The organism is Streptomyces sp. NBC_00224 (assembly GCF_041435195.1).
Classification (GTDB): domain Bacteria; phylum Actinomycetota; class Actinomycetes; order Streptomycetales; family Streptomycetaceae; genus Streptomyces.
This window is the reverse complement of the sequence record NZ_CP108106.1, coordinates 6,541,283-6,564,773: the sequence shown is the minus strand read 5'-3', so window position 1 is coordinate 6,564,773 and position 23,491 is coordinate 6,541,283. Positions and strand designations below refer to the sequence as shown.

18 protein-coding genes, 1 rRNA gene and 1 pseudogene are annotated in these 23,491 nt (G+C 69.1%); 4 read left to right on the top strand and 16 right to left on the bottom strand.

The features are described from left to right. Positions 1-74: 74 nt before the first annotated feature. The 4 genes and pseudogenes from OG965_RS29410 to OG965_RS29395 form a co-directional block, all read right to left on the bottom strand. Positions 75-1,600 (bottom strand): 16S ribosomal RNA (locus OG965_RS29410). A gap of 546 nt (positions 1,601-2,146) precedes the next feature. After that, positions 2,147-3,832: a ribonuclease J gene (locus tag OG965_RS29405; protein WP_371655053.1), complete on the bottom strand. Its 1,686-nt coding sequence runs from the start codon at positions 3,830-3,832 to the stop codon at positions 2,147-2,149. Between the two features lie 134 nt (positions 3,833-3,966). Continuing rightward, positions 3,967-4,866 (bottom strand): 4-hydroxy-tetrahydrodipicolinate synthase, encoded by a 900-nt coding sequence (gene dapA / locus OG965_RS29400; RefSeq protein WP_371655052.1) that lies wholly within the window; start codon positions 4,864-4,866, stop codon positions 3,967-3,969. A 289-nt stretch (positions 4,867-5,155) separates the two neighbouring features. Beyond that, a pseudogene (locus OG965_RS29395) lies at positions 5,156-5,236 on the bottom strand (thymidylate synthase (FAD)); the annotation flags it as partial. A gap of 189 nt (positions 5,237-5,425) precedes the next feature. Between OG965_RS29395 and OG965_RS29390 the strand changes: the two are divergent. Both OG965_RS29390 and OG965_RS29385 read left to right on the top strand, forming a co-directional pair. Next, on the top strand, positions 5,426-5,662 hold the full coding sequence (locus OG965_RS29390; RefSeq protein WP_371655051.1) for a hypothetical protein: 237 nt from the start codon (positions 5,426-5,428) through the stop codon (positions 5,660-5,662). A gap of 129 nt (positions 5,663-5,791) precedes the next feature. Further along, positions 5,792-6,343: a hypothetical protein gene (locus OG965_RS29385; RefSeq protein WP_371655050.1), complete on the top strand. Its 552-nt coding sequence runs from the start codon at positions 5,792-5,794 to the stop codon at positions 6,341-6,343. A gap of 29 nt (positions 6,344-6,372) precedes the next feature. Here the strand turns inward: OG965_RS29385 and OG965_RS29380 are convergent, their stop codons facing one another. The 6 genes from OG965_RS29380 to eccD form a co-directional block, all read right to left on the bottom strand. Next, the gene (locus OG965_RS29380) at positions 6,373-6,816 is read right to left on the bottom strand and encodes a hypothetical protein (protein ID WP_371655049.1); all 444 of its coding nucleotides are present in this window, start codon (positions 6,814-6,816) and stop codon (positions 6,373-6,375) included. Between the two features lie 15 nt (positions 6,817-6,831). Beyond that, positions 6,832-7,584, bottom strand: coding sequence for a 4-hydroxy-tetrahydrodipicolinate reductase (gene dapB / locus OG965_RS29375; protein WP_371655048.1), 753 nt, complete (start codon positions 7,582-7,584; stop codon positions 6,832-6,834). A gap of 34 nt (positions 7,585-7,618) precedes the next feature. Continuing rightward, on the bottom strand, positions 7,619-8,998 hold the full coding sequence (locus tag OG965_RS29370) for a M16 family metallopeptidase (protein ID WP_371655047.1): 1,380 nt from the start codon (positions 8,996-8,998) through the stop codon (positions 7,619-7,621). Beyond that, positions 8,995-11,211 carry a polyribonucleotide nucleotidyltransferase gene (locus tag OG965_RS29365; RefSeq protein ID WP_371655046.1) on the bottom strand — a complete coding sequence of 739 codons (2,217 nt, stop codon included), beginning with the start codon at positions 11,209-11,211 and terminating at the stop codon, positions 8,995-8,997. Before OG965_RS29365 ends, OG965_RS29370 begins: the two co-directional genes overlap by 4 nt. Positions 11,212-11,492: 281 nt before the next feature. Further along, entirely contained in the window at positions 11,493-11,783 is a 291-nt protein-coding gene (gene rpsO / locus OG965_RS29360; RefSeq protein ID WP_344078972.1) for a 30S ribosomal protein S15, read from the bottom strand. 223 nt (positions 11,784-12,006) lie between these two features. Next, positions 12,007-13,479: a type VII secretion integral membrane protein EccD gene (gene eccD / locus OG965_RS29355; protein ID WP_371655045.1), complete on the bottom strand. Its 1,473-nt coding sequence runs from the start codon at positions 13,477-13,479 to the stop codon at positions 12,007-12,009. A 172-nt stretch (positions 13,480-13,651) separates the two neighbouring features. Here eccD and eccCa point away from each other — a divergent pair, with 172 nt between their 5' ends. Beyond that, positions 13,652-17,599, top strand: coding sequence for a type VII secretion protein EccCa (gene eccCa / locus OG965_RS29350; RefSeq protein WP_371655044.1), 3,948 nt, complete (start codon positions 13,652-13,654; stop codon positions 17,597-17,599). Positions 17,600-17,691: 92 nt separating this feature from the next. Next, the gene (locus tag OG965_RS29345) at positions 17,692-17,925 is read left to right on the top strand and encodes a DUF397 domain-containing protein (RefSeq protein WP_371655043.1); all 234 of its coding nucleotides are present in this window, start codon (positions 17,692-17,694) and stop codon (positions 17,923-17,925) included. 94 nt (positions 17,926-18,019) lie between these two features. Here the strand turns inward: OG965_RS29345 and OG965_RS29340 are convergent, their stop codons facing one another. From OG965_RS29340 to mycP, 6 genes are all read right to left on the bottom strand, one after another. Further along, on the bottom strand, positions 18,020-18,328 hold the full coding sequence (locus tag OG965_RS29340) for a WXG100 family type VII secretion target (protein WP_371655042.1): 309 nt from the start codon (positions 18,326-18,328) through the stop codon (positions 18,020-18,022). A gap of 139 nt (positions 18,329-18,467) precedes the next feature. Further along, on the bottom strand, positions 18,468-18,833 hold the full coding sequence (locus tag OG965_RS29335; protein ID WP_371655041.1) for a WXG100 family type VII secretion target: 366 nt from the start codon (positions 18,831-18,833) through the stop codon (positions 18,468-18,470). A gap of 33 nt (positions 18,834-18,866) precedes the next feature. Beyond that, positions 18,867-20,081, bottom strand: a complete 1,215-nt coding sequence (locus OG965_RS29330) for a S8 family serine peptidase (RefSeq protein ID WP_371655040.1) — start codon at positions 20,079-20,081, stop codon at positions 18,867-18,869. A gap of 39 nt (positions 20,082-20,120) precedes the next feature. Next, complete coding sequence (locus OG965_RS29325) at positions 20,121-21,485, bottom strand: hypothetical protein (RefSeq protein WP_371655039.1); 1,365 nt, start codon at positions 21,483-21,485, stop codon at positions 20,121-20,123. A gap of 13 nt (positions 21,486-21,498) precedes the next feature. Beyond that, positions 21,499-22,005 (bottom strand): hypothetical protein, encoded by a 507-nt coding sequence (locus OG965_RS29320; RefSeq protein ID WP_371655038.1) that lies wholly within the window; start codon positions 22,003-22,005, stop codon positions 21,499-21,501. Between the two features lie 152 nt (positions 22,006-22,157). Next, the gene (gene mycP, locus OG965_RS29315; RefSeq protein WP_371655037.1) at positions 22,158-23,471 is read right to left on the bottom strand and encodes a type VII secretion-associated serine protease mycosin; all 1,314 of its coding nucleotides are present in this window, start codon (positions 23,469-23,471) and stop codon (positions 22,158-22,160) included. Positions 23,472-23,491: the final 20 nt, after the last annotated feature.

Sequence of the window (23,491 nt, the reverse complement as noted above, 5' to 3'; positions counted from 1 at the left end):
GCCGAATAGTCAACGTTCCACCCATGAGCTGACCGTGCAGAACATTTGCCTGCAATCGGTACTGTGCTCCTTAGAAAGGAGGTGATCCAGCCGCACCTTCCGGTACGGCTACCTTGTTACGACTTCGTCCCAATCGCCAGTCCCACCTTCGACAGCTCCCTCCCACAAGGGGTTGGGCCACCGGCTTCGGGTGTTACCGACTTTCGTGACGTGACGGGCGGTGTGTACAAGGCCCGGGAACGTATTCACCGCAGCAATGCTGATCTGCGATTACTAGCAACTCCGACTTCATGGGGTCGAGTTGCAGACCCCAATCCGAACTGAGACCGGCTTTTTGAGATTCGCTCCGCCTCACGGCATCGCAGCTCATTGTACCGGCCATTGTAGCACGTGTGCAGCCCAAGACATAAGGGGCATGATGACTTGACGTCGTCCCCACCTTCCTCCGAGTTGACCCCGGCAGTCTCCTGTGAGTCCCCATCACCCCGAAGGGCATGCTGGCAACACAGAACAAGGGTTGCGCTCGTTGCGGGACTTAACCCAACATCTCACGACACGAGCTGACGACAGCCATGCACCACCTGTATACCGACCACAAGGGGGCGACCATCTCTGGCCGTTTCCGGTATATGTCAAGCCTTGGTAAGGTTCTTCGCGTTGCGTCGAATTAAGCCACATGCTCCGCTGCTTGTGCGGGCCCCCGTCAATTCCTTTGAGTTTTAGCCTTGCGGCCGTACTCCCCAGGCGGGGAACTTAATGCGTTAGCTGCGGCACCGACGACGTGGAATGTCGCCAACACCTAGTTCCCAACGTTTACGGCGTGGACTACCAGGGTATCTAATCCTGTTCGCTCCCCACGCTTTCGCTCCTCAGCGTCAGTAATGGCCCAGAGATCCGCCTTCGCCACCGGTGTTCCTCCTGATATCTGCGCATTTCACCGCTACACCAGGAATTCCGATCTCCCCTACCACACTCTAGCTAGCCCGTATCGAATGCAGACCCGGGGTTAAGCCCCGGGCTTTCACATCCGACGTGACAAGCCGCCTACGAGCTCTTTACGCCCAATAATTCCGGACAACGCTTGCGCCCTACGTATTACCGCGGCTGCTGGCACGTAGTTAGCCGGCGCTTCTTCTGCAGGTACCGTCACTTTCGCTTCTTCCCTGCTGAAAGAGGTTTACAACCCGAAGGCCGTCATCCCTCACGCGGCGTCGCTGCATCAGGCTTTCGCCCATTGTGCAATATTCCCCACTGCTGCCTCCCGTAGGAGTCTGGGCCGTGTCTCAGTCCCAGTGTGGCCGGTCGCCCTCTCAGGCCGGCTACCCGTCGTCGCCTTGGTAGGCCATCACCCCACCAACAAGCTGATAGGCCGCGGGCTCATCCTTCACCGCCGGAGCTTTCAACCCCCGCCCATGCAGGCAGGAGTGTTATCCGGTATTAGACCCCGTTTCCAGGGCTTGTCCCAGAGTGAAGGGCAGATTGCCCACGTGTTACTCACCCGTTCGCCACTAATCCACCCCGAAAGGCTTCATCGTTCGACTTGCATGTGTTAAGCACGCCGCCAGCGTTCGTCCTGAGCCAGGATCAAACTCTCCATGAATGTTTACCGGTAATCCGGTCCACACACACGAAAGAGCGGGACAGTCATGTCGGAATAAGACCGACCGTCCTCAGCGTCCTCGCTGTGTAATTGCCTGCCCGCCACAAGGGCCGACAGGACTTTTCAAAGGAACCTCCAACCCACCACAAGGGATGGGCCGGGGTTGTCAATCTGGCGTTGACTTTTGGCACGCTGTTGAGTTCTCAAGGTACGGACGCTTCCTTTGTTCCCGTTTCCGGGCCCTCCGGGCGCTTCCTTCGTTTCCGACTCTATCAGACTCTTTCGTGTCCGATTCCCAGTCAGCGGGATTCGCTTTCCAGGTTTTCGCTTTCGCGTTTCCCTTTCCGGCGACTCCGACTTTATCAGAGATTCTGAGTCGGAATTTCCCTCCCGTTCGGTTTCCCTGTCCCCGCGTCGATGACGCGGGAGGCACGCGAAGGTGCCGGGTTCCCGTCTGGAGGAGATGTAAACGTACTGGAGCGGGGCGCCCCGACGCAAATCGAGGGGCCCCGCTCCGGGCGTACGCCGTTGGTGTCAGACGGGTCGTCAGACCTCGACGACGACCGGGAGGATCATCGGGCGGCGACGGTAGGTGTCCGAGACCCACTTGCCGACCGAGCGGCGGATCAGCTGCTGGAGCTGGTGGGGCTCCACTACGCCGTCCTGGGCGGACTTGTTGAGCGCCTCCTCGACCTTCGAGAGCGCCGGCGTGAACGCCGAGTCCTCGATGCCGGAGCCGCGTGCCTGGATCGTCGGACCGCTGACGATCTTTCCGCTCGACGCGTCGACGACCACGAAGACCGAGATGATGCCCTCGTCCCCGAGGATGCGGCGGTCCTTGAGCGAGGACTCGGTGACGTCGCCGACCGAGAGGCCGTCCACGTACACGTAACCCGCCTGGACCTTGCCGACGATCTTCGCGGCGCCGTCGACCAGGTCGACGACCACGCCGTCCTCGGCGATGACGATGTGGTTCTTCGGGACGCCGGTGAGGGCTCCGAGCTCCGCGTTCGCCCGCAGGTGGCGCCATTCGCCGTGGACCGGCATCAGGTTCTTCGGCTTGCAGATGTTGTAGAAGTACAGCAGCTCGCCGGCCGAGGCGTGGCCCGAGACGTGCACCTTGGCGTTGCCCTTGTGGACGACGTTCGCGCCCCAGCGGGTCAGGCCGTTGATGACGCGGTAGACCGCGTTCTCGTTGCCGGGGATCAGGGACGACGCCAGGATCACGGTGTCGCCCTGGACGATCCGGATCTGGTGGTCTCGGTTGGCCATACGGGACAGGGCCGCCATGGGCTCGCCCTGCGAACCGGTGCAGACCAGCACGACCTCGTCGTCCGGCAGGTCGTCGAGGGTCTTGACGTCCACGACGAGGCCCGCGGGGACCTTCAGATAGCCGAGGTCGCGCGCGATGCCCATGTTGCGGACCATCGAGCGGCCGACGAAGGCGACCCGACGGCCGTACTCGTGGGCGGCGTCCAGGATCTGCTGGATGCGGTGCACATGGCTGGCGAAGCTGGCCACGATGATCCGCTTGTCGGCGTTGGCGAACACCGTGCGCAGGACGTTGGAGATGTCCCGCTCGGGCGGTACGAAGCCGGGGACCTCGGCGTTCGTCGAGTCGGAGAGGAGGAGGTCGATGCCCTCCTCGCTCAGCCGGGCGAAGGCGTGCAGGTCCGTGAGGCGCCCGTCCAGCGGGAGCTGGTCCATCTTGAAGTCGCCGGTGGCGACGGCCAGGCCCGCGGGGGTGCGGATGGCGACCGCGAGGGCGTCCGGGATGGAGTGGTTGACCGCGATGAACTCGCAGTCGAAGGGGCCCAGGCGCTCGCGGTCGCCCTCGGCGACCTCCAGCGTGTACGGGCGGATGCGGTGCTCCTGGAGCTTCGCCTCGATCAGCGCGAGGGTCAGCTTGGAGCCGATCAGCGGGATGTCCGGCTTCTCGCGGAGCAGGTACGGGACGCCGCCGATGTGGTCCTCGTGGCCGTGCGTGAGCACGATGCCTTCGATGTCGTCGAGGCGGTCCCTGATGCTGCTGAAGTCCGGCAGGATCAGGTCGACGCCGGGCTGCTCCTCCTCGGGGAAGAGCACGCCGCAGTCGACGATGAGCAGGCGGCCGCCGAACTCGAAGACCGTCATGTTCCGGCCGATTTCGCCGAGGCCGCCGAGCGGGGTGACGCGCAGGCCGTTCTTGGGAAGCTGCGGCGGGGTGCCGAGCTCGGGATGCGGATGACTCAAAAGACTCTCCTCACCACGCACGCCACGTACCTATAGGGCACGTGGCGCGCATGACATTCGTGCACTTGCTGTTGTCTGTTTCGTTCTTCGTATTCAGTTGTGAAGTCTGTGGTGACAGCTCTACCCCGCAGGGGCTACAGCTGTACCCCGCCGGCCGCAAGATCGATCTTGAGCTGGGCGGTTTCCTCCGCCGTCAGTTCCGTCATCGGCAGTCGCAGCGGTCCGCCGGGCAGCCCCTGGAGGGCCAGCGCGGCCTTGGTGGTGATCACTCCCTGGGTACGGAACATGCCCGTGTACACCGGGAGCAGCCGCTGGTGGATCTCGGTGGCCTTCTGGACGTTGCCCGAGAGGTACGCGTCGAGGAGCGCGCGCAGCTCGGGGGTGACCACATGGCCGACGACGGAGACGAAGCCGACCGCGCCGACCGAGAGCAGCGGCAGGTTGAGCATGTCGTCGCCGGAGTACCAGGCGAGGCCGGAGCGGGCGATGGCCCAGCTGGCACGGCCGAGGTCGCCCTTGGCGTCCTTGTTGGCGACGATACGCGGGTGCTCGGCGAGGCGCACCAGGGTTTCGGTGTCGATCGGGACACCGCTGCGGCCGGGGATGTCGTAGAGCATCACCGGGAGCTCGGTGGCGTCGGCGATGGCCGAGAAGTGCCGGTACAGGCCCTCCTGAGGGGGCTTGTTGTAGTACGGCGTGACGGCGAGCAGGCCGTGTGCGCCGGAGCGTTCGGCCGTGCGGGCCAGCTCCAGGGTGTGACGCGTGTCATTGGTGCCGATGCCGGCTACGACGTGGGCCCGGTCTCCGACCGCTTCCAGTACGGCCCGTACGAGCTGGTCTTTCTCCGCGTCGCTGGTGGTCGGGGACTCGCCGGTGGTGCCGTTGACGATCAGTCCGTCGTTACCTGCGTCGACCAGGTGGACGGCGAGCCGCTGCGCGCCGTCGAGGTCGAGTGCGCCGTCCGCCGTGAAGGGCGTGACCATGGCGGTGAGGACCCGCCCGAAGGGGGTCTGCGGAGTGGAGATCGGAGCCATGGGTAACACGCTACTCGCTGCTCAGCGCCCGGTGTCCCCTCGGGGGACGTGGCAGAGGGAGCCCGGCACTGCCTGCTCGGGGGTTCAAGCAGTGCCGGGTCCGTTTGATCAGCCTAGATGAACTTCACGAAACGCCGCAATACGGACACTTTGCGCGGGCTATCCGCACATCTGTGCCCGTACGGGCCGATTCGGGCAACTTACGGGGCGACGCGGCCGTTGGTGTTGAAGGCGGCACGGGTGAGCGGCATGAGCTTCGCCCAGCGCTCCTCCGTAGCTCCTGCTGGGCCTCGGCGCCCGGCACGTACGACACCGGCTGGAGCTCCCGGTAGCGGCCCGACTCCTCGTAGTACGACCAGCCCACCCGGTACGGCGGCGCCCGCTCCAGTGGCCCGGCGCCGACAGGCCCGCGCTGACGACCCGTCACAGAATTCTTCGGCCAATTCGGGGAATTCGGGCACCAATCCTCAACTCCGCACGTCTGTACCGGTAGACGCATCACAGTTCGAGCACACCACCACAGCCCGTGCACCACCCCAGAGGCAAGGAGAAGCCCCTCATGTTCCGCCGGCGGGAGTCCGTCCCCTTCACGTTCGTCGCCGAGGCCGACCGCTTCCGCAGCAATGTCGCCCCGCCGCCGCGCGAGCGTGCCGGCGCCGGCCGAATAGTGGGCCGTACGCTGGTCGGGCTCACCGTGGTGGCCGGGCTCGCGGGCTCGCTCCTGTTCGGCGTGCCGGCGCTCGAACCGGCCCAGTCGCCGGGCCACTCCCAGCAGTCCCAGGCGGACGGGCGCTGACCCTCTCCCCCATCGCCCGAATGGCGTGGGAGACACCCCCACGGCCCCCCGGAAGTGGTCGTCCGACTGCCTCCTGGGTAGCCTCACCGGGCACAGCCAATCGAGCGTGCTTGTGAGTGAGGATCAGTCGTGCCCCTGCCCTTCCTGACGGCCGACCGCGCATTCGATGCGACCGCCGACGACGTCGCGCTGCCCTTCGACGACCACGACCGCTGGCGGCGTCCCTACCGGCCGGGCCCCTGGCGGGTCGGAGCGGCCGCCGTGCTGCTGCTCCTCGCCTCGTTCGTGCTGCTCGCCGCGGTGATCATCGCGTTCACCGGCGGTCCGGCCGCGGCGCTCGCGGTCCTGGTGGTCGCCCTCGCCGTGATCGCGTCGGCGCTGCGGATGCTGCGGATGGGCGTCTGGGTCAGCCGGGCCGGGCTGCGGCGAGTCCGCTTCCTGAGCACCTCCACGATGCCGTGGCAGCAGATCGAGGACGTACGGACGGTGCAGCAGCCGGTGCGGTGGCTCGGGCTGCCCCGGACCGTGCAGGGGCAGGCGCTGCTCGCCTCCAGGCGCGGCGGGGCGACGCTTCCGGTGCTGCTCACCGACCACAACGCGGACTTCCTGTCGCGCGTCGAGGCGTTCGACCGGGCGGCCGACACGGTGGAGGTCTGGGGCGCGGAGTACGGGCGCCCCTGACCCGGGGCCGCGGGGCGCCGGCGTACGGACTACTCCGCGGCCTCCCGCAGCGTGATCGCTCGCTGCATCGCCTGGCGGGCGCGAGGGGTGTCGCGGGCGTCCTGGTAGGCCACGGCCAGGCGGAACCAGCAGCGCCAGTCGTTCGGCGCGTCCTCCGTCTCGGCCTTGCGGCGGGCGAAGACCTCGTCGGCCGAGTCACGGTCGATGCGGCCGGCCGGGGTGCGGACCAGTTCGTCGACCGGTAGACCGCCCTCGGCCTCCAGTTCGGCGGCGAGGGCGTTGGCCCGGGTCACGAAGCGGGTGTTGGCCCAGAGGAACCAGATGCCGATCAGCGGCAGCACCAGGACCGCGATCCCCATGGTGACGGTGATCAGCTTGCCGTCCTGGATGAGCATCAGGCCCCGGCTGCCGACCAGGAGGAAGTAGAAGACCAGGACGGCAGCCGTGACGAAGTAAGTGATCTTTGCGCGCATGACCGGCAGTCCAGCTCAGTTCAGGTCGAGGAAGTGTTCCAGGCCGAAGGTCAGGCCCGGAGTGGTCACCACGCGGCGCGCGCCGAGCAGAATGCCCGGCATGAAGCTGCTGTGGTGGAGCGAGTCATGACGGATCGTCAGCGTCTCGCCCTCGGCGCCCAGGAGGACCTCCTGGTGCGCCAGCAGACCGCGCAGCCGGACCGCGTGGACGGGCACGCCGTCGACGTCCGCGCCGCGCGCCCCGTCCAGCGCCGTCGCCGTGGCGTCCGGCGCGGGGCCGACACCCGCCTCGGCGCGGGCCGCCGCGATCAGCTGCGCGGTGCGCGTCGCGGTGCCCGACGGCGCGTCCACCTTGTTGGGGTGGTGCAGCTCGACGACCTCGACGGACTCGAAGTAGGGGGCGGCGAGCTGCGCGAACCTCATCGTCAGGACGGCCCCGATGGAGAAGTTCGGCGCGATGAGCACACCGGTGGACGGCGAGCCGTCCAGCCAGGTGGTGAGCTGCGCGAGGCGGTCCTCGGTCCAGCCGGTGGTGCCGACGACCGCGTGCATCCCGTGGCGCACACAGAAGTCGAGGTTGCCCATCACCGAGGCGGGGGTGGTCAGTTCGACCACGACCTGGGCGTCCGCGTCGGCGAGCGCCTCCAGCTTGTCGCCCCGGCCCAGCGCGGCCACCAGCTCCATGTCCTCGGCCGCTTCCACGGCCCGTACCGCTTCGGAACCGATGCGGCCCTTGGCGCCGAGAACCGCCACGCGCAGCTTGCTCATGTTGCTTCCTTACGTCCTTGCGTACACGTACGGATCAGGAGACCGCTTCATGGAGGCGGTCGGCCTGCTTGTCCTTCAGCGGGCCGATGACGGACAGCGAGGGACGCCGGCCCAGCACATCACGGGCCACCTCGCGGACGTCGTCCGGGGTGACCGCGGCTATCCGGGCCAGCATGTCGTCGACCGACATCTGGGTGCCCCAGCACAGCTCGCTCTTGCCGATGCGGTTCATCAGCGCGCCCGTGTCCTCAAGGCCCAGGACGGTCGAGCCGGAGAGCTGGCCGACCGCGCGGCCGATCTCCTCGTCCGACAGTCCGTCCGAGGCGACCCGGTCCAGCTCGTCCCGGCAGATCTTGAGGACGTCGTGGACCTGGCTGGGGCGGCAGCCCGCGTACACGCCGAAGAGGCCGCAGTCGGCGAAGCCCGAGGTGTACGAGTACACGCTGTAGGCGAGGCCGCGCTTCTCCCGTACCTCCTGGAAGAGGCGGGACGACATACCGCCGCCCAGGGCCGTGTTCAGCACGCCGAGCGCCCAGCGGCGCTCGTCGGTGCGGGCCAGGCCCGGCATGCCGAGGACGACGTGCGCCTGCTCGGTGCGCCGGTTGAGGAGCTCGACGCGGCCCGCCGTCTTCAGGGTGCGGACGCCCTCGCGCGGGGCGACCGGGACCGCGTCCGTACGGGTGAGCGCGCCGGCCTTCTCGAACGCCTTGCGGACCTGGCGTACGACGGTGGCGTGGTCGACGTTTCCGGCGGCCGCGACGACCAGGTGGCGCGGGTCGTAGTGCTTCTTGTAGAAGCGGGCGACCTGCGCCCGGGTCAGCGCGTTGATCGTGTCGACCGTGCCGAGGACCGGGCGGCCCAGCGGGGTGTCGCCGAGCATCGTGTGCGCGAACAGGTCGTGCACGCAGTCGCCCGGGTCGTCCTCGGTCATCGCGATCTCTTCGAGGATGACCCCGCGCTCGGCGTCCACGTCCTCTTCGAGGATGAGGGAGCCGGTCAGCATGTCGCAGACGACGTCGATCGCCAGCGGCAGATCGGTGTCGAGCACGCGCGCGTAGTAGCAGGTGTACTCCTTCGCCGTGAAGGCGTTCATCTCGCCGCCGACCGCGTCGATCGCGGAGGAGATGTCGAGGGCGCTGCGCTTGCGCGTGCCCTTGAAGAGGAGGTGCTCCAGATAGTGCGTGGCGCCGTTGAGCGTGGGCGTCTCGTCGCGGGAGCCGACCTGGACCCAGATGCCGAAGGTCGCCGACCGTACGGAGGGCAGCGTTTCGGTGACGACGCGCAGGCCGCCGGGAAGGGTCGTGCGGCGGACGGTGCCGATGCCGTTGGTGCCCTGGAGAAGCGTTTGGGTACGGGCGACGGCCCGCGCCTCCGAAGAGATGCGGGCCGTCGCCTTGGAGCTACGGGACGTCACTTGTCGGTGTCGTCCTTCGTCTCGTCGCCGTCTTCACCCTCGACGACCGGGATCAGCGAGAGCTTGCCGCGGGAGTCGATCTCCGCGATCTCCACCTGGACCTTGGAGCCGACCGCGAGCACGTCCTCGACGTTCTCCACGCGCTTGCCACCGGCGAGCTTGCGGATCTGCGAGATGTGCAGCAGACCGTCCTTGCCGGGCATGAGGGAGACGAAGGCACCGAAGGTGGTGGTCTTGACGACCGTACCCAGGTAACGCTCGCCGACCTCCGGCATGGTCGGGTTGGCGATCGCGTTGATCGTGGCGCGGGCGGCCTCGGCCTGCGAGCCGACCTGGGCACCGATGTAGATGGTGCCGTCGTCCTCGATCGTGATCTCGGCGCCGGTGTCCTCCTGGATCTGGTTGATCATCTTGCCCTTGGGGCCGATGACCTCACCGATCTTGTCCACCGGGATCTTGACGGTGATGATCCGCGGGGCGTTCGGGGACATCTCGTCCGGCGTGTCGATCGCTTCCATCATCACGTCGAGGATGTGGAGGCGGGCGTCGCGGGCCTGCTTGAGGGCCGCGGCCAGGACGGAGGCCGGGATGCCGTCCAGCTTGGTGTCGAGCTGGAGGGCGGTGACGAACTCCTTCGTACCGGCGACCTTGAAGTCCATGTCGCCGAAGGCGTCCTCCGCACCGAGGATGTCGGTGAGGGCGACGTAGTGCGTCTTGCCGTCGATCTCCTGGGAGATCAGACCCATGGCGATACCGGCGACGGGGGCCTTGAGCGGCACACCGGCGTTCAGCAGCGACATGGTGGAGGCGCAGACCGAGCCCATGGACGTCGAGCCGTTGGAGCCGAGGGCCTCGGACACCTGACGGATCGCGTACGGGAACTCCTCGCGCGTCGGCAGGACCGGCACGATCGCGCGCTCGGCGAGCGCGCCGTGGCCGATCTCGCGGCGCTTGGGCGAGCCCACGCGGCCGGTCTCGCCGACCGAGTACGGCGGGAAGTTGTAGTTGTGCATGTAGCGCTTGCGGGTCACCGGGGAAAGGGTGTCCAGCTGCTGCTCCATACGGAGCATGTTGAGGGTGGTGACGCCCAGGATCTGGGTCTCGCCACGCTCGAACAGCGCCGAGCCGTGCACGCGCGGGATGGCCTCGACCTCGGCGGCCAGGGTACGGATGTCCGTGATCCCGCGGCCGTCGATGCGGACCTTGTCCTTGATGACGCGCTCGCGGACCAGCTTCTTGGTCAGCGCGCGGTACGCGGCGGAGATCTCCTTCTCGCGGCCCTCGAAGGCCGGCAGGAGCTTCTCGGCGGCCAGCTCCTTGACGCGGTCCAGCTCGGCCTCGCGGTCCAGCTTGCCCGCGATGGTCAGCGCCTGGGCGAGCTCGCCCTTGACCGCGGCGGTGAGCGCCTCCAGGACGTCGTCCTGGTAGTCGAGGAAGACCGGGAACTCGCCGGTCGGCTTCGCGGCCTTGGCGGCGAGCTCGGCCTGGGCCTTGCAGAGCACCTTGATGAAGGGCTTCGCGGCGTCCAGACCGGCGGCGACGACCTCCTCGGTCGGCGCCTCGGCGCCGCCCTTGACCAGCTGGATCGTCTTGTCGGTGGCCTCGGCCTCGACCATCATGATCGCGACGTCGCCGTCCTCAAGGGCGCGACCCGCGACGACCATGTCGAAGACGGCGTCCTCAAGCTCGGTGTGCGTCGGGAAGGCCACCCACTGGCCGCGGATCAGCGCGACGCGGACGCCGCCGATCGGGCCGGAGAAGGGCAGGCCGGCCAGCTGCGTGGAGCAGGAGGCGGCGTTGATGGCGACCACGTCGTACAGGTGGTCGGGGTTGAGCGCCATGATCGTGGCGACGACCTGGATCTCGTTGCGCAGGCCCTTCTTGAAGGACGGGCGCAGCGGGCGGTCGATCAGGCGGCAGGTGAGGATCGCGTCCTCGGAGGGGCGGCCCTCCCGGCGGAAGAAGGAGCCGGGGATCTTGCCGGCCGCGTACATCCGCTCCTCGACGTCCACCGTCAGGGGGAAGAAGTCGAGCTGGTCCTTGGGCTTCTTGGACGCGGTCGTGGCCGACAGGACCATCGTGTCGTCGTCCAGGTACGCGACGGCGGAGCCGGCGGCCTGCTTGGCCAGGCGGCCCGTCTCGAAGCGGATGGTGCGGGTGCCGAAGGATCCGTTGTCAATAACGGCCTCGGCGTAGTGGGTCTCGTTCTCCACTAGCGTTTTCTCCGATACTCATCGTCTTTCGTCCCCGGGCCCGTGTGGCGGGGGGACGGTGTGGCGGAGAAGCCCTCCTGGGCTGCGGGCCGGTCTTCGATCGAAGCATCCGGGGGCGTTGTCTCCCCGGAGGCCACTACCGAGGACCGGCGGCGGGAGGAGGCTTCTCGCTCATTGTGTGGTGCGTTGTACGACCAGACTACTGAGCGTCCGGTACGTCCCGCACGTACAGCAAAGGGAGCGGCCCCCTAATAGGTGGGAACCGCTCCCTTCACGGCGACTTACTTGGCGCCGCCGGCCGCACCGCGGCGGATGCCCAGGCGGTCGACCAGCGTACGGAAGCGCTGGATGTCCTTCTTGGCCAGGTACTGCAGCAGGCGGCGGCGCTGGCCCACCAGGATCAGCAGACCACGACGGGAGTGGTGGTCGTGCTTGTGGGTCTTGAGGTGCTCGGTCAGGTCCGAGATGCGGCGGGAGAGCATGGCGACCTGAACCTCGGGGGAGCCGGTGTCGCCCTCCTTCTGGCCGAACTCGGACATGATCTGCTTCTTCGTAGCGGCGTCGAGAGACACTCGGTACTCCTCGTAGTCAAAATGTGCCACCGAGTGCCCCTGGTCTTGGTCTCAGGGGAGCTTCCGTTACTCGGGAGGCGGGGATCCGCTGGGCGCAGCCTTCAGAAGAATCCGAAGACGCGTACACAAACGGCCGTCACACAGCGTACCAGTACGCCGGGACTCGTCCGATCGGGGGTCGCTCGCCCCCGGGCGTGTCCCGGGGGGCGCCCGCTCGGGAGTGTCAGCCGCTGGTGAGCGAGCGGGCCCGGTCGAAGATGTCGAGCACGGCCAGGCAGAGCGGGACCAGCGAGAGCAGCACGGCGCCCTCGGCGAGGTCGAGGGTGCGGCCCCAGAACGGCGAGAGGCCCTTCTTCGGGATGATCAGGCCGATGGCGGTGATCAGGGCGGCGCCGGCCGCGACGGCCGCGGAGAGCCAGATCGTACGGATGTCGAGGGAGCCCCGGTCGCCGTAGCGGACGAAGTCGTACAGCAGGTCGCCGGGCGGGTTCAGGGAGAGGCCGAGGACCAGCAGGGCGATCGCGGCGATCCCGGCCACCAGGACGCAGGCGACCTGCGAGGTGTAGCGGAACAGACGCGCGCGCAGCAGCATGGCGAGCCCGGCGGTGAGCGCGAGGAGCTGGCCGTAGACGCTGTGCGAGAAGCCGAGGACGGCGGCGGAGCCGACCACGGTCGCGGCGCAGCCGCCGACCAGGCCGAGCAGCATCTCGTGGCCGCGCCGGGCCTGGGCGGCGATGCGCTCGGCGTCGACGGGGCGGGCGTCGGGGGCGCTGCTGGGCTCGGCGCCGAAGTCGTCGGCGGCGGCGCTGCGCGGGGAGGCGTAGCCGATGGGGAGCCGGGCGAAGCGGGCGGAGAGGCCCGGCAGGAAGGCGACCAGGCCGATGGCGACCGGGGCACACACCGCGGCCGTCCGGGTGGCGGTGGACTCGGTGAGGATCGCAACGAACGTGGCGAGGGTGCCGGTGGCGGCCAGGAAGGTGGCCGCCACGAACGGGGCGTCGCCGCTCGGGGTGAGGACGACCAGGGACACCGAGGCGACCAGGACGGTGACGCAGCCGAGCAGGAACTGGAGCTTGCCGGGTCCGTCGCCGCTGTCCGGGCCGATGATGCCGGAACCGGCGATCAGCAGCAGCGGCAGTGCGCCCAGGCCCAGGGCCACGGCGCTGGCGCGGTCGGAGTAGACCCGGGCCCTGACCCCCGCGAAGGCGGTGAGCAGCAGTCCCGCGGAGCCCGCGATGATGCCGGGCAGGCCGTGCATGTCGTGGTCGACCGGGTCCGCGTACCAGAGGACGAAGCCCATCAGGACGAGCAGCAGGACGCCGCCGACCAGGCCGGCGCCGCGCAGCAGGTCGTCGCTCCACAGATGGCGGTCGCGGGTGACGGCCGAGGCGACGGCGTCCGAGACGTCGTCGAAGACGGCGGGCGGCAGCGACTCGGCGAACGGGCGCAGGCTCAGCAGCTCCCCGTCGAGGACCTGCTGGGCCGCGAGGGTGCGGGCGCCGTCGAGGACGGTGCCGTCGCGGCGCACCAGGTGGTAGCCGGTGGGTGAGCCCGTCGGCTGGGTCTGGCCGGTGAGCCGGAGGATCTCCGGATAGACGTCGGCGACGGCGATGTCCTCCGGGAGGGCCACATCGATGCGACTGTCGGGCGCCACCACCGTGACCCGGCAGAAGCCTGTCGCTGCGGTCGTACTCACGTCCTCGGACCCCCTGATTCGCGGTTGCGCACACTGCGCGCGCCACCCTACCGGGCTCCGGTGTCACAGGCTGCAAGTAGGATCACCGTCGCGCGCAGGGAGTCCCCGAAATGAGCGGTCACGGGGGCGCCGGAACGCAAGTGACCGTCCGTATTGAGGGATTGATGCTCCGGTGAGCCAGATCGTCGTCAAACGCCCGCCGCGGTCCTTGCCGCCCGAAGTGTCCTCGGACGAGCTGCGGCTGGAGGCGCCGCCGGAGCTGCCGCGCGGACAGCAGGAGTCGATGCTGATGCAGCTCCTGCCGATGCTCGGCATGGGCTCGTCGGTGGTGTTCTTCTTCATGCCGAACTCGGCACCGTTCATGAAGATCATGGGCGCGCTGATGCTGGTGTCGACGCTGGCGATGGTGATCGCGCAGCTGGTGAAGTTCCGCAAGGGTGCGCAGGGGCAAATGGCAGATGTCCGGCGCGACTACCTCAAGTACCTCGCCCAGACGCGGCGTACGGTGCGCAAGACCGCGCGCCGCCAGCGCGACGCGCAGCTGTATCTGCACCCGGCACCCGAGCAGTTGTGGTCGGTGGTCGCGGAGGGCTCGCGGGTCTGGGAGCGCCGGGTCGGCGACGACGACTTCGGGCAGGCCCGGATCGGCCTGGGCGCCCAGCAGCTCGCCACCCCGCTGATAGCGCCGGAGACGGCGCCGGTGGACGAGCTGGAGCCGCTGTGCGCGGGCGCGATGCAGCAGTTCCTGGCGGTGCACGGCTCGCTGGACGGGCTGCCGATGGCGGTCTCGATGCGCGCCTTCTACCACGTGACGGTCTCCGGCGACCCGGACGCCTCCCAGTCGGCGGCGCGCGCGCTGGTGGCGCAGCTGGTGACGCTGCACTCCGCCGACGACCTGATGGTCGCCGTGGTGGCGGCGCCGGGCGCGGTGGAGCGCTGGGACTGGACGAAGTGGCTGCCGCACACCCAGGTGCCCGGCCAGGTCGACGGGGCCGGTACGAAGCGGCTGTTCGGTGACGACCTGGGCGAACTGGAGCTGCTGCTGCACAGCAGGCTGGACGGGCGGCCCCGGTTCAGCCGGGACAACCAGCCGGTCCTGGACCAGCCGCACCTGGTAGTGGTGCTCGACGGCGGGATGGTGCCGCCGGACTCGATGTTCGCGGCCGCCGAGGGGCTGCAGGGCGTCACCATCATCGAGGTGGTGCCGGGCGAGCTCGACGAGCCGCGCGGCGGTCTCTCGGTGGTCGTGCGGCCGGGCCGGCTGCGCCTGGAGTCGGGCTTCGGCATGGCGTACGAGGGCGTGCCCGACCAGATGTCGCTGCCGGCCGCCGAGGCGCTGGCCCGCCAGCTCGCGCCGCTGCAGATGGGCGGCGGTGACGACGACGAGCCGCTGCTCGCCAACCTGGACTTCACCGACCTGCTGAACCTCGGCGACGCGGGCTCCATCGACGTGGCCCGCACCTGGCGGCCGCGCTCGACGGCCGAGCGGCTGCGGGTGCCGATCGGCGTCGGCGAGGACGGCCAGCCGGTGATGCTGGACCTCAAGGAGGCCGCGCAGGAAGGTATGGGCCCGCACGGCCTGTGCGTGGGCGCGACCGGCTCCGGCAAGTCGGAGCTGCTGCGCACCCTGGTGCTCGGCCTCGCGGTCACCCACACCTCGGAGACGCTGAACTTCGTCCTCGCGGACTTCAAGGGCGGCGCGACCTTCACCGGTATGTCGCAGATGCCGCACGTGGCGGCGGTCATCACCAACCTGGCGGACGACCTCACCCTGGTCGACCGCATGGGCGACGCGATCCGCGGCGAGCTCCAGCGCCGCCAGGAGCTGCTGCGCTCGGCGGGCAACTACGCCAACATGCACGACTACGAGAAGGCGCGCGCCGCGGGCGCCCCGCTGGAGCCGCTGGCCTCGCTGGTCCTGGTGATCGACGAGTTCTCCGAACTCCTCACCGCCAAGCCCGACTTCATCGACATGTTCATCCAGATCGGCCGCATCGGCCGCTCCCTGGGCGTGCACCTGCTGCTGGCCTCGCAGCGCCTGGAGGAGGGCAAGCTGCGCGGCCTCGACACGTACCTCTCGTACCGCGTGGGTCTGCGCACCTTCTCGGCGGCCGAGTCGCGCACGGCGCTCGGTGTCCCCGACGCCTACCACCTGCCGTCGGTGCCGGGCTCGGGCTACCTCAAGTTCGGCACGGACGAGATGGTCCGCTTCAAGGCGGCGTACGTGTCGGGCACCTACCGCTCCGGCGGCCCCGACCTGTCGGTGGGCCCGCTGCCCATCGAGCGGCGCCCCGCGCTGTTCACCGCGACCCCGGTGCCGGTCGTCTACGCGGCGCCCGACCCGGCGGCCCTCAGGGGCCCGGGCGAGGACGACGCGCTGGCCGACACGGTGCTCGACGTGATCGTGCGGCGCCTGGAGGGGCAGGGCGTGCCGGCCCACCAGGTGTGGCTGCCCCCGCTGGACGACGCGCCCTCGCTCGACCAGTTGCTGCCGGGCATCGCGACGACGGCGGAGCGCGGTCTGAACGCGACGGAGTACACCCGCCCCGGCGGTCTGATCGTGCCGCTCGGCCTCATCGACAAGCCCTTCGAGCAGCGCCGCGAGGTGCTCTACCGGGACTTCTCGGGCGCGGCGGGCCACATGCTGCTCGTCGGCGGCCCGCAGTCCGGCAAGTCGACGCTGCTGCGCACCCTGATCTCGTCGTTCGCACTCACCCACACCCCGCACGAAGTGCAGTTCTACGGGCTCGACTTCGGCGGTGGCGGTCTGTCGGCCGTCGCCGACCTGCCGCACGTGGGCGGCATCGCCTCGCGCCTGGACCCCGAGCGGGTGCGGCGTACGGTGGCGGAGGTCGCGGGCGTGCTGAACCGGCGCGAGGAATTCTTCCGCGCCAACGGCATCGACTCCATCTCCACCTACCGGCGCCGCCGCGCGGCCGGTGAGCTGCCGGGCGAGGCCTGGGGCGACGTGTTCCTGGTCATCGACGGCTGGGGCGCGTTCCGCGGCGACTACGAGATGCTCGACGGCGTCGTCCAGGACATCGCGAGCCGGGGCCTCGGCTACGGCATCCACGTCATCCTCACCGCCTCCCGCTACATGGAGGTGCGCGCCGCGCTCAAGGACCAGATCCTGGGCCGGCTCGAACTGCGGCTCGGCGACTCTATGGACTCCGAGTTCGACCGCAAGGTCGCCGCGAACGTGCCGGTGGGCATGCCGGGCCGCGGCCAGGTCGCGGAGAAGCTGCACTTCATGTCGTCGCTGCCGCGCATGGACGGCTCGTGCGAGCCCGAGACGCTCTCCGAGGCGACCGAGGCGTTCGTGCGCACGGTCAAGGAGGCGTGGCAGGGCCCGGCGGCCCCGACCGTCCGGCTGCTCCCCCGCAGGCTCCCGGCCGACCAGCTGCCGAAGGGCTTCGAGTACCCGCAGCACGGTGTGGCGATCGGCATCGACGAGACCAATCTGGAGCCGGTGTTCGTCGACTTCGAGACCGACCCGTTCTTCCTCGTCTTCGGCGAGAGCGAGTCGGGCAAGACGGCGCTGCTGCGCCACCTCGCCCAGAAGATCTCCGAGCGGTACTCGCCGGACGAGGCGAAGATCGTGGTCGGTGACTACCGCCGCTCGCTCCTGGACGTGGTCCCGGACACGCATCTGCTGGAGTACGCGCCGCTGTCCAGCGCGCTGGAGATGCACATGAACGCCCTGGCGGACCTGATGGTGCGCCGCCAGCCCCCGGCGGACGTGACACCGCAGCAGCTGCGCGACCGCTCCTGGTGGACGGGCCCGCAGGTCTTCATCATCGTCGACGACTACGAGCTGGTCTCGACGAACGCGGGCAACCCGCTCTCGGTGATGGTGGAGAACCTGCCGTTCTCCCGGGACGTCGGCGTCCGCTTCATCATCGCCCGCAGCTCGGCGGGCGCGTCCCGCTCGATGTACGAGTCCTTCATGCAGCGCATCAAGGAGCTCGGCGCGCAGGGCGTGGTCCTGTCCGGCGACCCGAACGAGGGCGACGTCCTCGGCAACGTCCGCCCCCGCCCGATGCCGCAGGGCCGCGGCTACTTCGTCTCCCGCAAGCGCGGCACACCGCTGGTGCAGCTGGGCTGGCTCCCGGAGCAGTGACGGCCGGGCGGTGACAGTAGTGGGAACGGGCGGTACGACCCGCCCGCTCCAACTACGCTGACAGGCACTGAACTTCGAAGGGAACGTGCTACATGGGCAGCGAACGTGAGAAGGAAGAGCTCTACGCCCTGGACATCGCGGGCGTGGAGTGGGTGAGCGCACCCGGCACCGAAGAGGCCGAGGAGCGGGTGGAGATCGCCCATCTGCCCGGCGGTGCCGTCGCGATGCGGTCGTCGCTCGACCCGGACACCGTGCTGCGCTACACGGAGGCGGAGTGGACCGCGTTCGTCCTGGGAGCGCGGGACGGCGAGTTCGACCTGCGCTGAGGCTCCTGACGGAGCCGTGAGCGGGTATCGGGTATACGGAAGGGGGTCACGCCCGATGCGGGCGTGACCCCCTTTCCCTGCGCCTGCCCTTGGATCAGTAGCCCTCGGTGAAGAGCCGCGACGCCTTCAGGTCGGTCGCGTGGTAGCTCTCCTTGCCGGTCTCGATCGTCCTGGCGATCTTCTCCAGCGTCTGCTGGATGTCGTTCGCGTCGGCCCGGTAGTCCTTCTGGACCTTCAGGTACTGACCGTGCGCCTCGCCGTCCCAGGTGGCGGCGACGACGTTGACGGCCGCCTCCATGCGACCGAGGTCGTCCGTGATGCGCTTGGAGATGGCGCGGATGCTGTTCGCGATCTCCTGGACGTTCTCATACCGAATCTTGAGGTCGGGACCCGTGTCGCCCATGTCTGCTCCTCGTGAAGTCTGAACGAAGTCTGAAGTGTGCTGGGTGCGTACGTATGTACGTACGCGGATGAGCCGCGGCGCGTGCGGCGCCGGAACGCCGGAAGGGTGCCTCGGAGTTCCTCAGAGTGCCTTGGAACGCCTAGAGGCTGTTCAGGCCGGAGGTGTTGGGCACGCCGCCGCTGGTGGCGCCGCCCTCCGCGTTGATCGCCCGGAACGCGGCGTCGACCTCTTCGTCGTTCTCCTGGTTGAGGTTCTTCGTCCCGATCACGGCGTTGTAGAGGACGTCCAGCTTGCGGCGGATGTCGTCGTGGCGCCGGTTCAGCGTGTCCTGGGCGGTCACGAACTGGCTGGCACCGGAACCGGACCACCCGGAACCGACCGTGGCGATCGCGTCGGCCAGCACACGGATCTGCTGGCTCATGTCGTGGGCGGTTTCCTCAATGGCGTTCTTGGCCTTGGTGACGGCCTCGTAGCCAATGCTCTGACCACCGGGATTGGAGCTCATTCTCTTCCCTCTCGTGAGTGTCCGAGCGAGTGTTCACGCTCGCTTGTTGCGTACACGTACCGCCGCGAAGGCGCCGCCGATGAGGACGGCGGCCGCGGCGATGATGGCGATGACGGTCCAGGGCGCGGAGTCCTTCGACTCCCCGTCGGCCTTCTCGGCCTTCGGCGCCTCCTGGCCGCCGGCGCCTGCCCCCTTGTCTGCTGTGTCTGCGGGAGAGGGGGAAGTCGTGGCTGCCGCGCCACCCCGGGCGGCGAGCAGCGGATTTACGTCGGCGGGGCCCGGGTTGCCGTTGCCCTTGAGGAGGACCTGGGCGGGGCGGACGGTGCCGTACCCGATGTACTGGCTCGGCACCTTGCCGTTGTGCCCGGCGGTCTCCATCATCACGCGCAGCACCTGGTTGCCGGTCCAGCCGGGGTGGGCGGACCAGATCAGGGCGGCTGTGGCGGAGGTTAGGGCGGTGGCGTAACTGGTTCCCCGGGCCTCGCAGTAGCCGTTGCCGTCGCTGCAGTGCGCCGGGATCTTGTCGCCCGGCGCGGCGAGCCCGACATGGCTGCCGGTGCTGGAGAACTTGGACAGCTTGCCGTCGGTGCCGACCGAGCCGACCGCCACAACGCCGGGGGTTGCGGCCGGGTACTCGATCGGGTTGCCCTTGTCACCGCCGTTGCCGGAACCGGCGAAGATCAACTTGCCCTTGGAGAGGGCGTAGTCGACGGCGGAGGCGAGTACCTGCTTCGCCGCAGCGCCCGGGAAGTCGCCCGCACGCGAGACATTGATGACGCGGGCATCGCTGTCGGCCGCAAAGCGGATCCCCTTGGCCAGCGTCTCCATTCCGCCGAACTCATGATCTTTGACGGCCACCCTGACGGAAAGGACCTTCGCGTCGGGTGCCAGCCCCTTGACGCCGCCGCCGATGCCACTGCCGGAAATGGTCACCGCCATATCCGTGCCGTGCCCGTCCGCGTCGTTCAGGGAGCCACCCGCTCCAGTGAAGTCACGGCCGTCCAGGACACGTCCGGTCAGTTCCGGCTCGGACCGGACACCACTGTCGACCACCGCGACCGTGATGCCCTTGCCGGTGCTGACCTTCCAGATGGCGTCCGCGTCCATCGCGTCCAGGTACCACTGCTTGGGCCGCATGTCGTCGGCCAGCGCCGTCGGCGCGGTGCCGACCGAGCAGGCCAGCACCGCAGCCAGCGCGGCACCGAGAAGTGCCGGGCGGCTGCGCACTGCGCGGGCTGAGCTGAACATGGGACTGCGGACTCCTTGAGCGGCGATGGTTTGCGTACGTCAGTCGACGACCGGCGGGACGACCTTGCGGTGGTCCATCGCCCACGTCTCCTCGTCCTCGACCAGGTAGTCGGGGGCCTCGGAAGAAGTGGAACGACGCCGGTCCGTGCCTCGCTTGTTGCCGTTCACCAACCCCGTACCACCGGGGGTGAATTCACCACGCCCGCCGAGAGACGCACGCGGAGCACCAACAGTTCCACCCGGCTCGGAGGCCAGCCTGCGACCGCCCATACCGGTGGCGCCACGCGGCGCACCGCCGGGGCCGTGCCCCATGCCGCCACCCATGGGCCCACGGCCCATGCCGGTACCAGCGCGCTCCTCGCCCACGACCGTGCCCATCGGGAGCCGGGGCGTCGAGCCACGGCCGGTCGGCGGCGTGGGACGCCCGCCGGTGATGCCCTCGGGGGTGATCCCGCGCGTGGTGCCCGGAAGACCACTCGGACGAGCGATACCCGGACCGCGCAGTCCTCCGGTCGAGCGACCGGTGGCCGGTCCCTCGCCAGGCACGCGGGGCATCGTGGTCGGCCGCTCCAGGCCGCCCTTCCCGAGCGGTCCGGGCAGGACCGGCGGCGGCGTGAGAACCGGCGTCTGCCCCTGCACGTGCGTGGGACCCGTAGGCACGGTAGGACGCGTCGTGGTCTCCGGAGGCGGGGTCACCGTCACGGAGTCGATGGCGGTACCCGCCGGTTCGTGCGGGGTGAAGGTCGAGGCGACGGTGGTGTGCGAGGGGGAGCTTGTCGTACCCGTCGTCCCCGTCGTGCCGTAGCCGTGCGTGCCGCCGACCGCCGAGGAGGTGTGACCTGTCGATCCTCCGCCAGTCCCGCCGGCCCCAGACCCGTCCGAGCCGTAACTCGTCTTCCCCTCGCTGACGCCGCCACCGGCCGGCAACGGCGCAAACTTAGGCTCAGGCTGCGCCGAGATCCGATCCTTCGACGCGTTGTAGTACGACGACAACCGGTTCAGCTGGTTGATCGCCTCGTTCGTCTTCGGCCCCAGCGCCTTCAGGCGCGCCTTCTCCTTCTCGGGGTCGGCGTAGCACATGCCGTCCGACGCCGGGACCGCCGCCTTCGCCTCGGTCAGGGCCTGGCCCGCGTGGGCCATCTCCTGGCCGACGACGCCCGCGTACTCGGCCAGCACCAGCGTCTCCGACACCATGCCGCGGCCCCACTCGCGGAACGCGTCGCCACCGGCGCCGTGCCACTTGACCTGGTCGATGTACCAGCGCAGGTCCCGCGCGATGTCCGCGATGTCGGGCGCCGCGGCGGCCAGCGTCTCGGCCGCGCCGGTCAGTTCGCCCGGCTTGGCCGACGCCAGCATCGCGTTGAGGGCTTCGAGAGTCATGCCCTCGAACTCGTCCGTCGCCATCGTTGTGCCCCCTTTACTTCAAGCCGCCGGAGTCGGCGTCGTTGCCCTTGCCACCCTTGTCGGGGCCCTGCCCGGGGCCCTGCGCGCCAGGACCCTTGTCGGGGGCCTTCGTACCGGCCGCCGGAGACTCGTAGTACGTCTCCGTCTCCTTGCGGATGGCCTGGTAGCGGTGGGCCTCGTCCACGTCGATCCCGCCGTAGCCCTTGTCCGCGATGTGCACCGCGATGCCCATGCCCTCGATCTGGTCACCGAAGATCTTGGTGAGCCGCTCCAGGTTCGTACGGACCTTGTCGTACGCCTTGTGCAGCTCGTCCGCGGCCGCGAACCCCTTGCCGTACGAGGCGGGCTGCACCCGCTGGTCGGCGATCTTGGTGTGGCGGGCCGGGGACTGGTCCAGGCTGCGCAGCAGTTGCTCCATGCGGCCCTTGAAGTCGGCGAGGCTCACCCCGTCGACGCCCAGGTCCGGCTTTCCGCCGCCACTGCCCTTGCCGCCGCTGCCGCCACCGTTCGGCTCGGCCACTGTTCCTCCCCGTAAATCCCCGTCGGCACCGCTCTGCCACCGGTGCCGCGCTACCGCTGTCGCTTCGTCACACTCGTGAAGCGCGCGAAGCATGTGATCACTCTAGTCACTCCGGTTTCGGAGCCGAATGAGTATCCGTACTCAAAGACGTCTCAGGTTCGTCCCGAAACCCTGTTCACCCCGTTCACCCCGTTCACCTTCTGCAAACCCCGTTTCCGGGCGTCCCGGATCACCGTCGCGGTGCCCGCGACCACCGCCACGAGCAGGGCGGCGATGCCCAACGCGTACGTGGCGTACCGCTCGTTGCGCTCCTGGGGCGTCTCGGAGAGCGCCAGCGCGGTCACGTCCGGGGCCGCGGCCTTGGGCGGGCCGGGGTCCGGGTGCGCGGCCGCCTCCGGGGGCGAGTCGGCGGTCACCGCGCGGACCGGGTCGACCACGCCCCACCCGACGAAGTTGTCGTGCCCGTTGACGGAGCGCTCCGCCGTCTGCTCGATCCGCGCGATGATCTGCGCGGCCGTCCACTTCGTCGTCGCGTACGGGTACTTGGCGCGCAGCAGCGCGGCGACCCCGGCGACGTACGGGGCGGAGAAGCTCGTTCCGTTGTCCGAGCACTGGCCGTTGCCCGGCACGGTCGAGACGACGTCGACGCCGGGCGCCGCGACCCCGACGAACGTGCCCGGCTGCGAGAACACCGCGCGCTCGTTGTTGCGGTCCGAGGACGCGACGGCGAGCACGCCCGGGAAGGCCGCCGGATAGGTGTCCTTCGCCTTGCCGTCCATGCCGTCGTTGCCCGCCGAGGCGACCACCACGATCTGCTTGTCCAGTGCGCGCCGAACGGCCTTGGCGAGGACCGAGTTGGGCCCCTGCGGCTCGGTCGTGTCCTGCGAGATGTTGATGACGTCGGCGTGCTGCGCGATCGCGTGGTCGATCGCGTCCGCCATCGTGTCCGTCTTGCCGCTGTTCTTCTCGTCGTTCTGGCGGATCGGGATGATCGTGGCCTCGGGCGCCAGGCCGACGAAGCCGGTGCCCGCGCGGGGGCGCGCGGCGATGATGCCCGCGACCTTGGTGCCGTGGCCGACCTCGTCGACCGTGCCGCCGGTCTTGCCCCGCTTGTCGTTCTGCTCGCCGGAGCCGTTCTTCTCGGGCTTGAGGTAGTCCTTGCCGCTCTTGGCGTCGACCGCGGACTTCAGCTGCGGGTTGGCGATGTCGACACCGGTGTCGATGACCGCGACCCGTACGCCCTTGCCCTTGGTGTCCTGCCACAGCTCGTCGAAGAGCACCCGCTGGAGCGACCAGGGCCGGCCCTCGATCTGCTTCTTCATGGGGAAGGTGCACTCGCCGCTGCCGTCGACCCCGAGGGCGGGCGGCACGGGTGCGGGGGCCGCGTACGCGGACGGGGCGAGCGCCAGCGAGGCGACGGCCGTGGCCACGCCCACCAACACCGGCTTCCTGTATGGCTTCACCATCGACACTGAGGTCAGTCCTT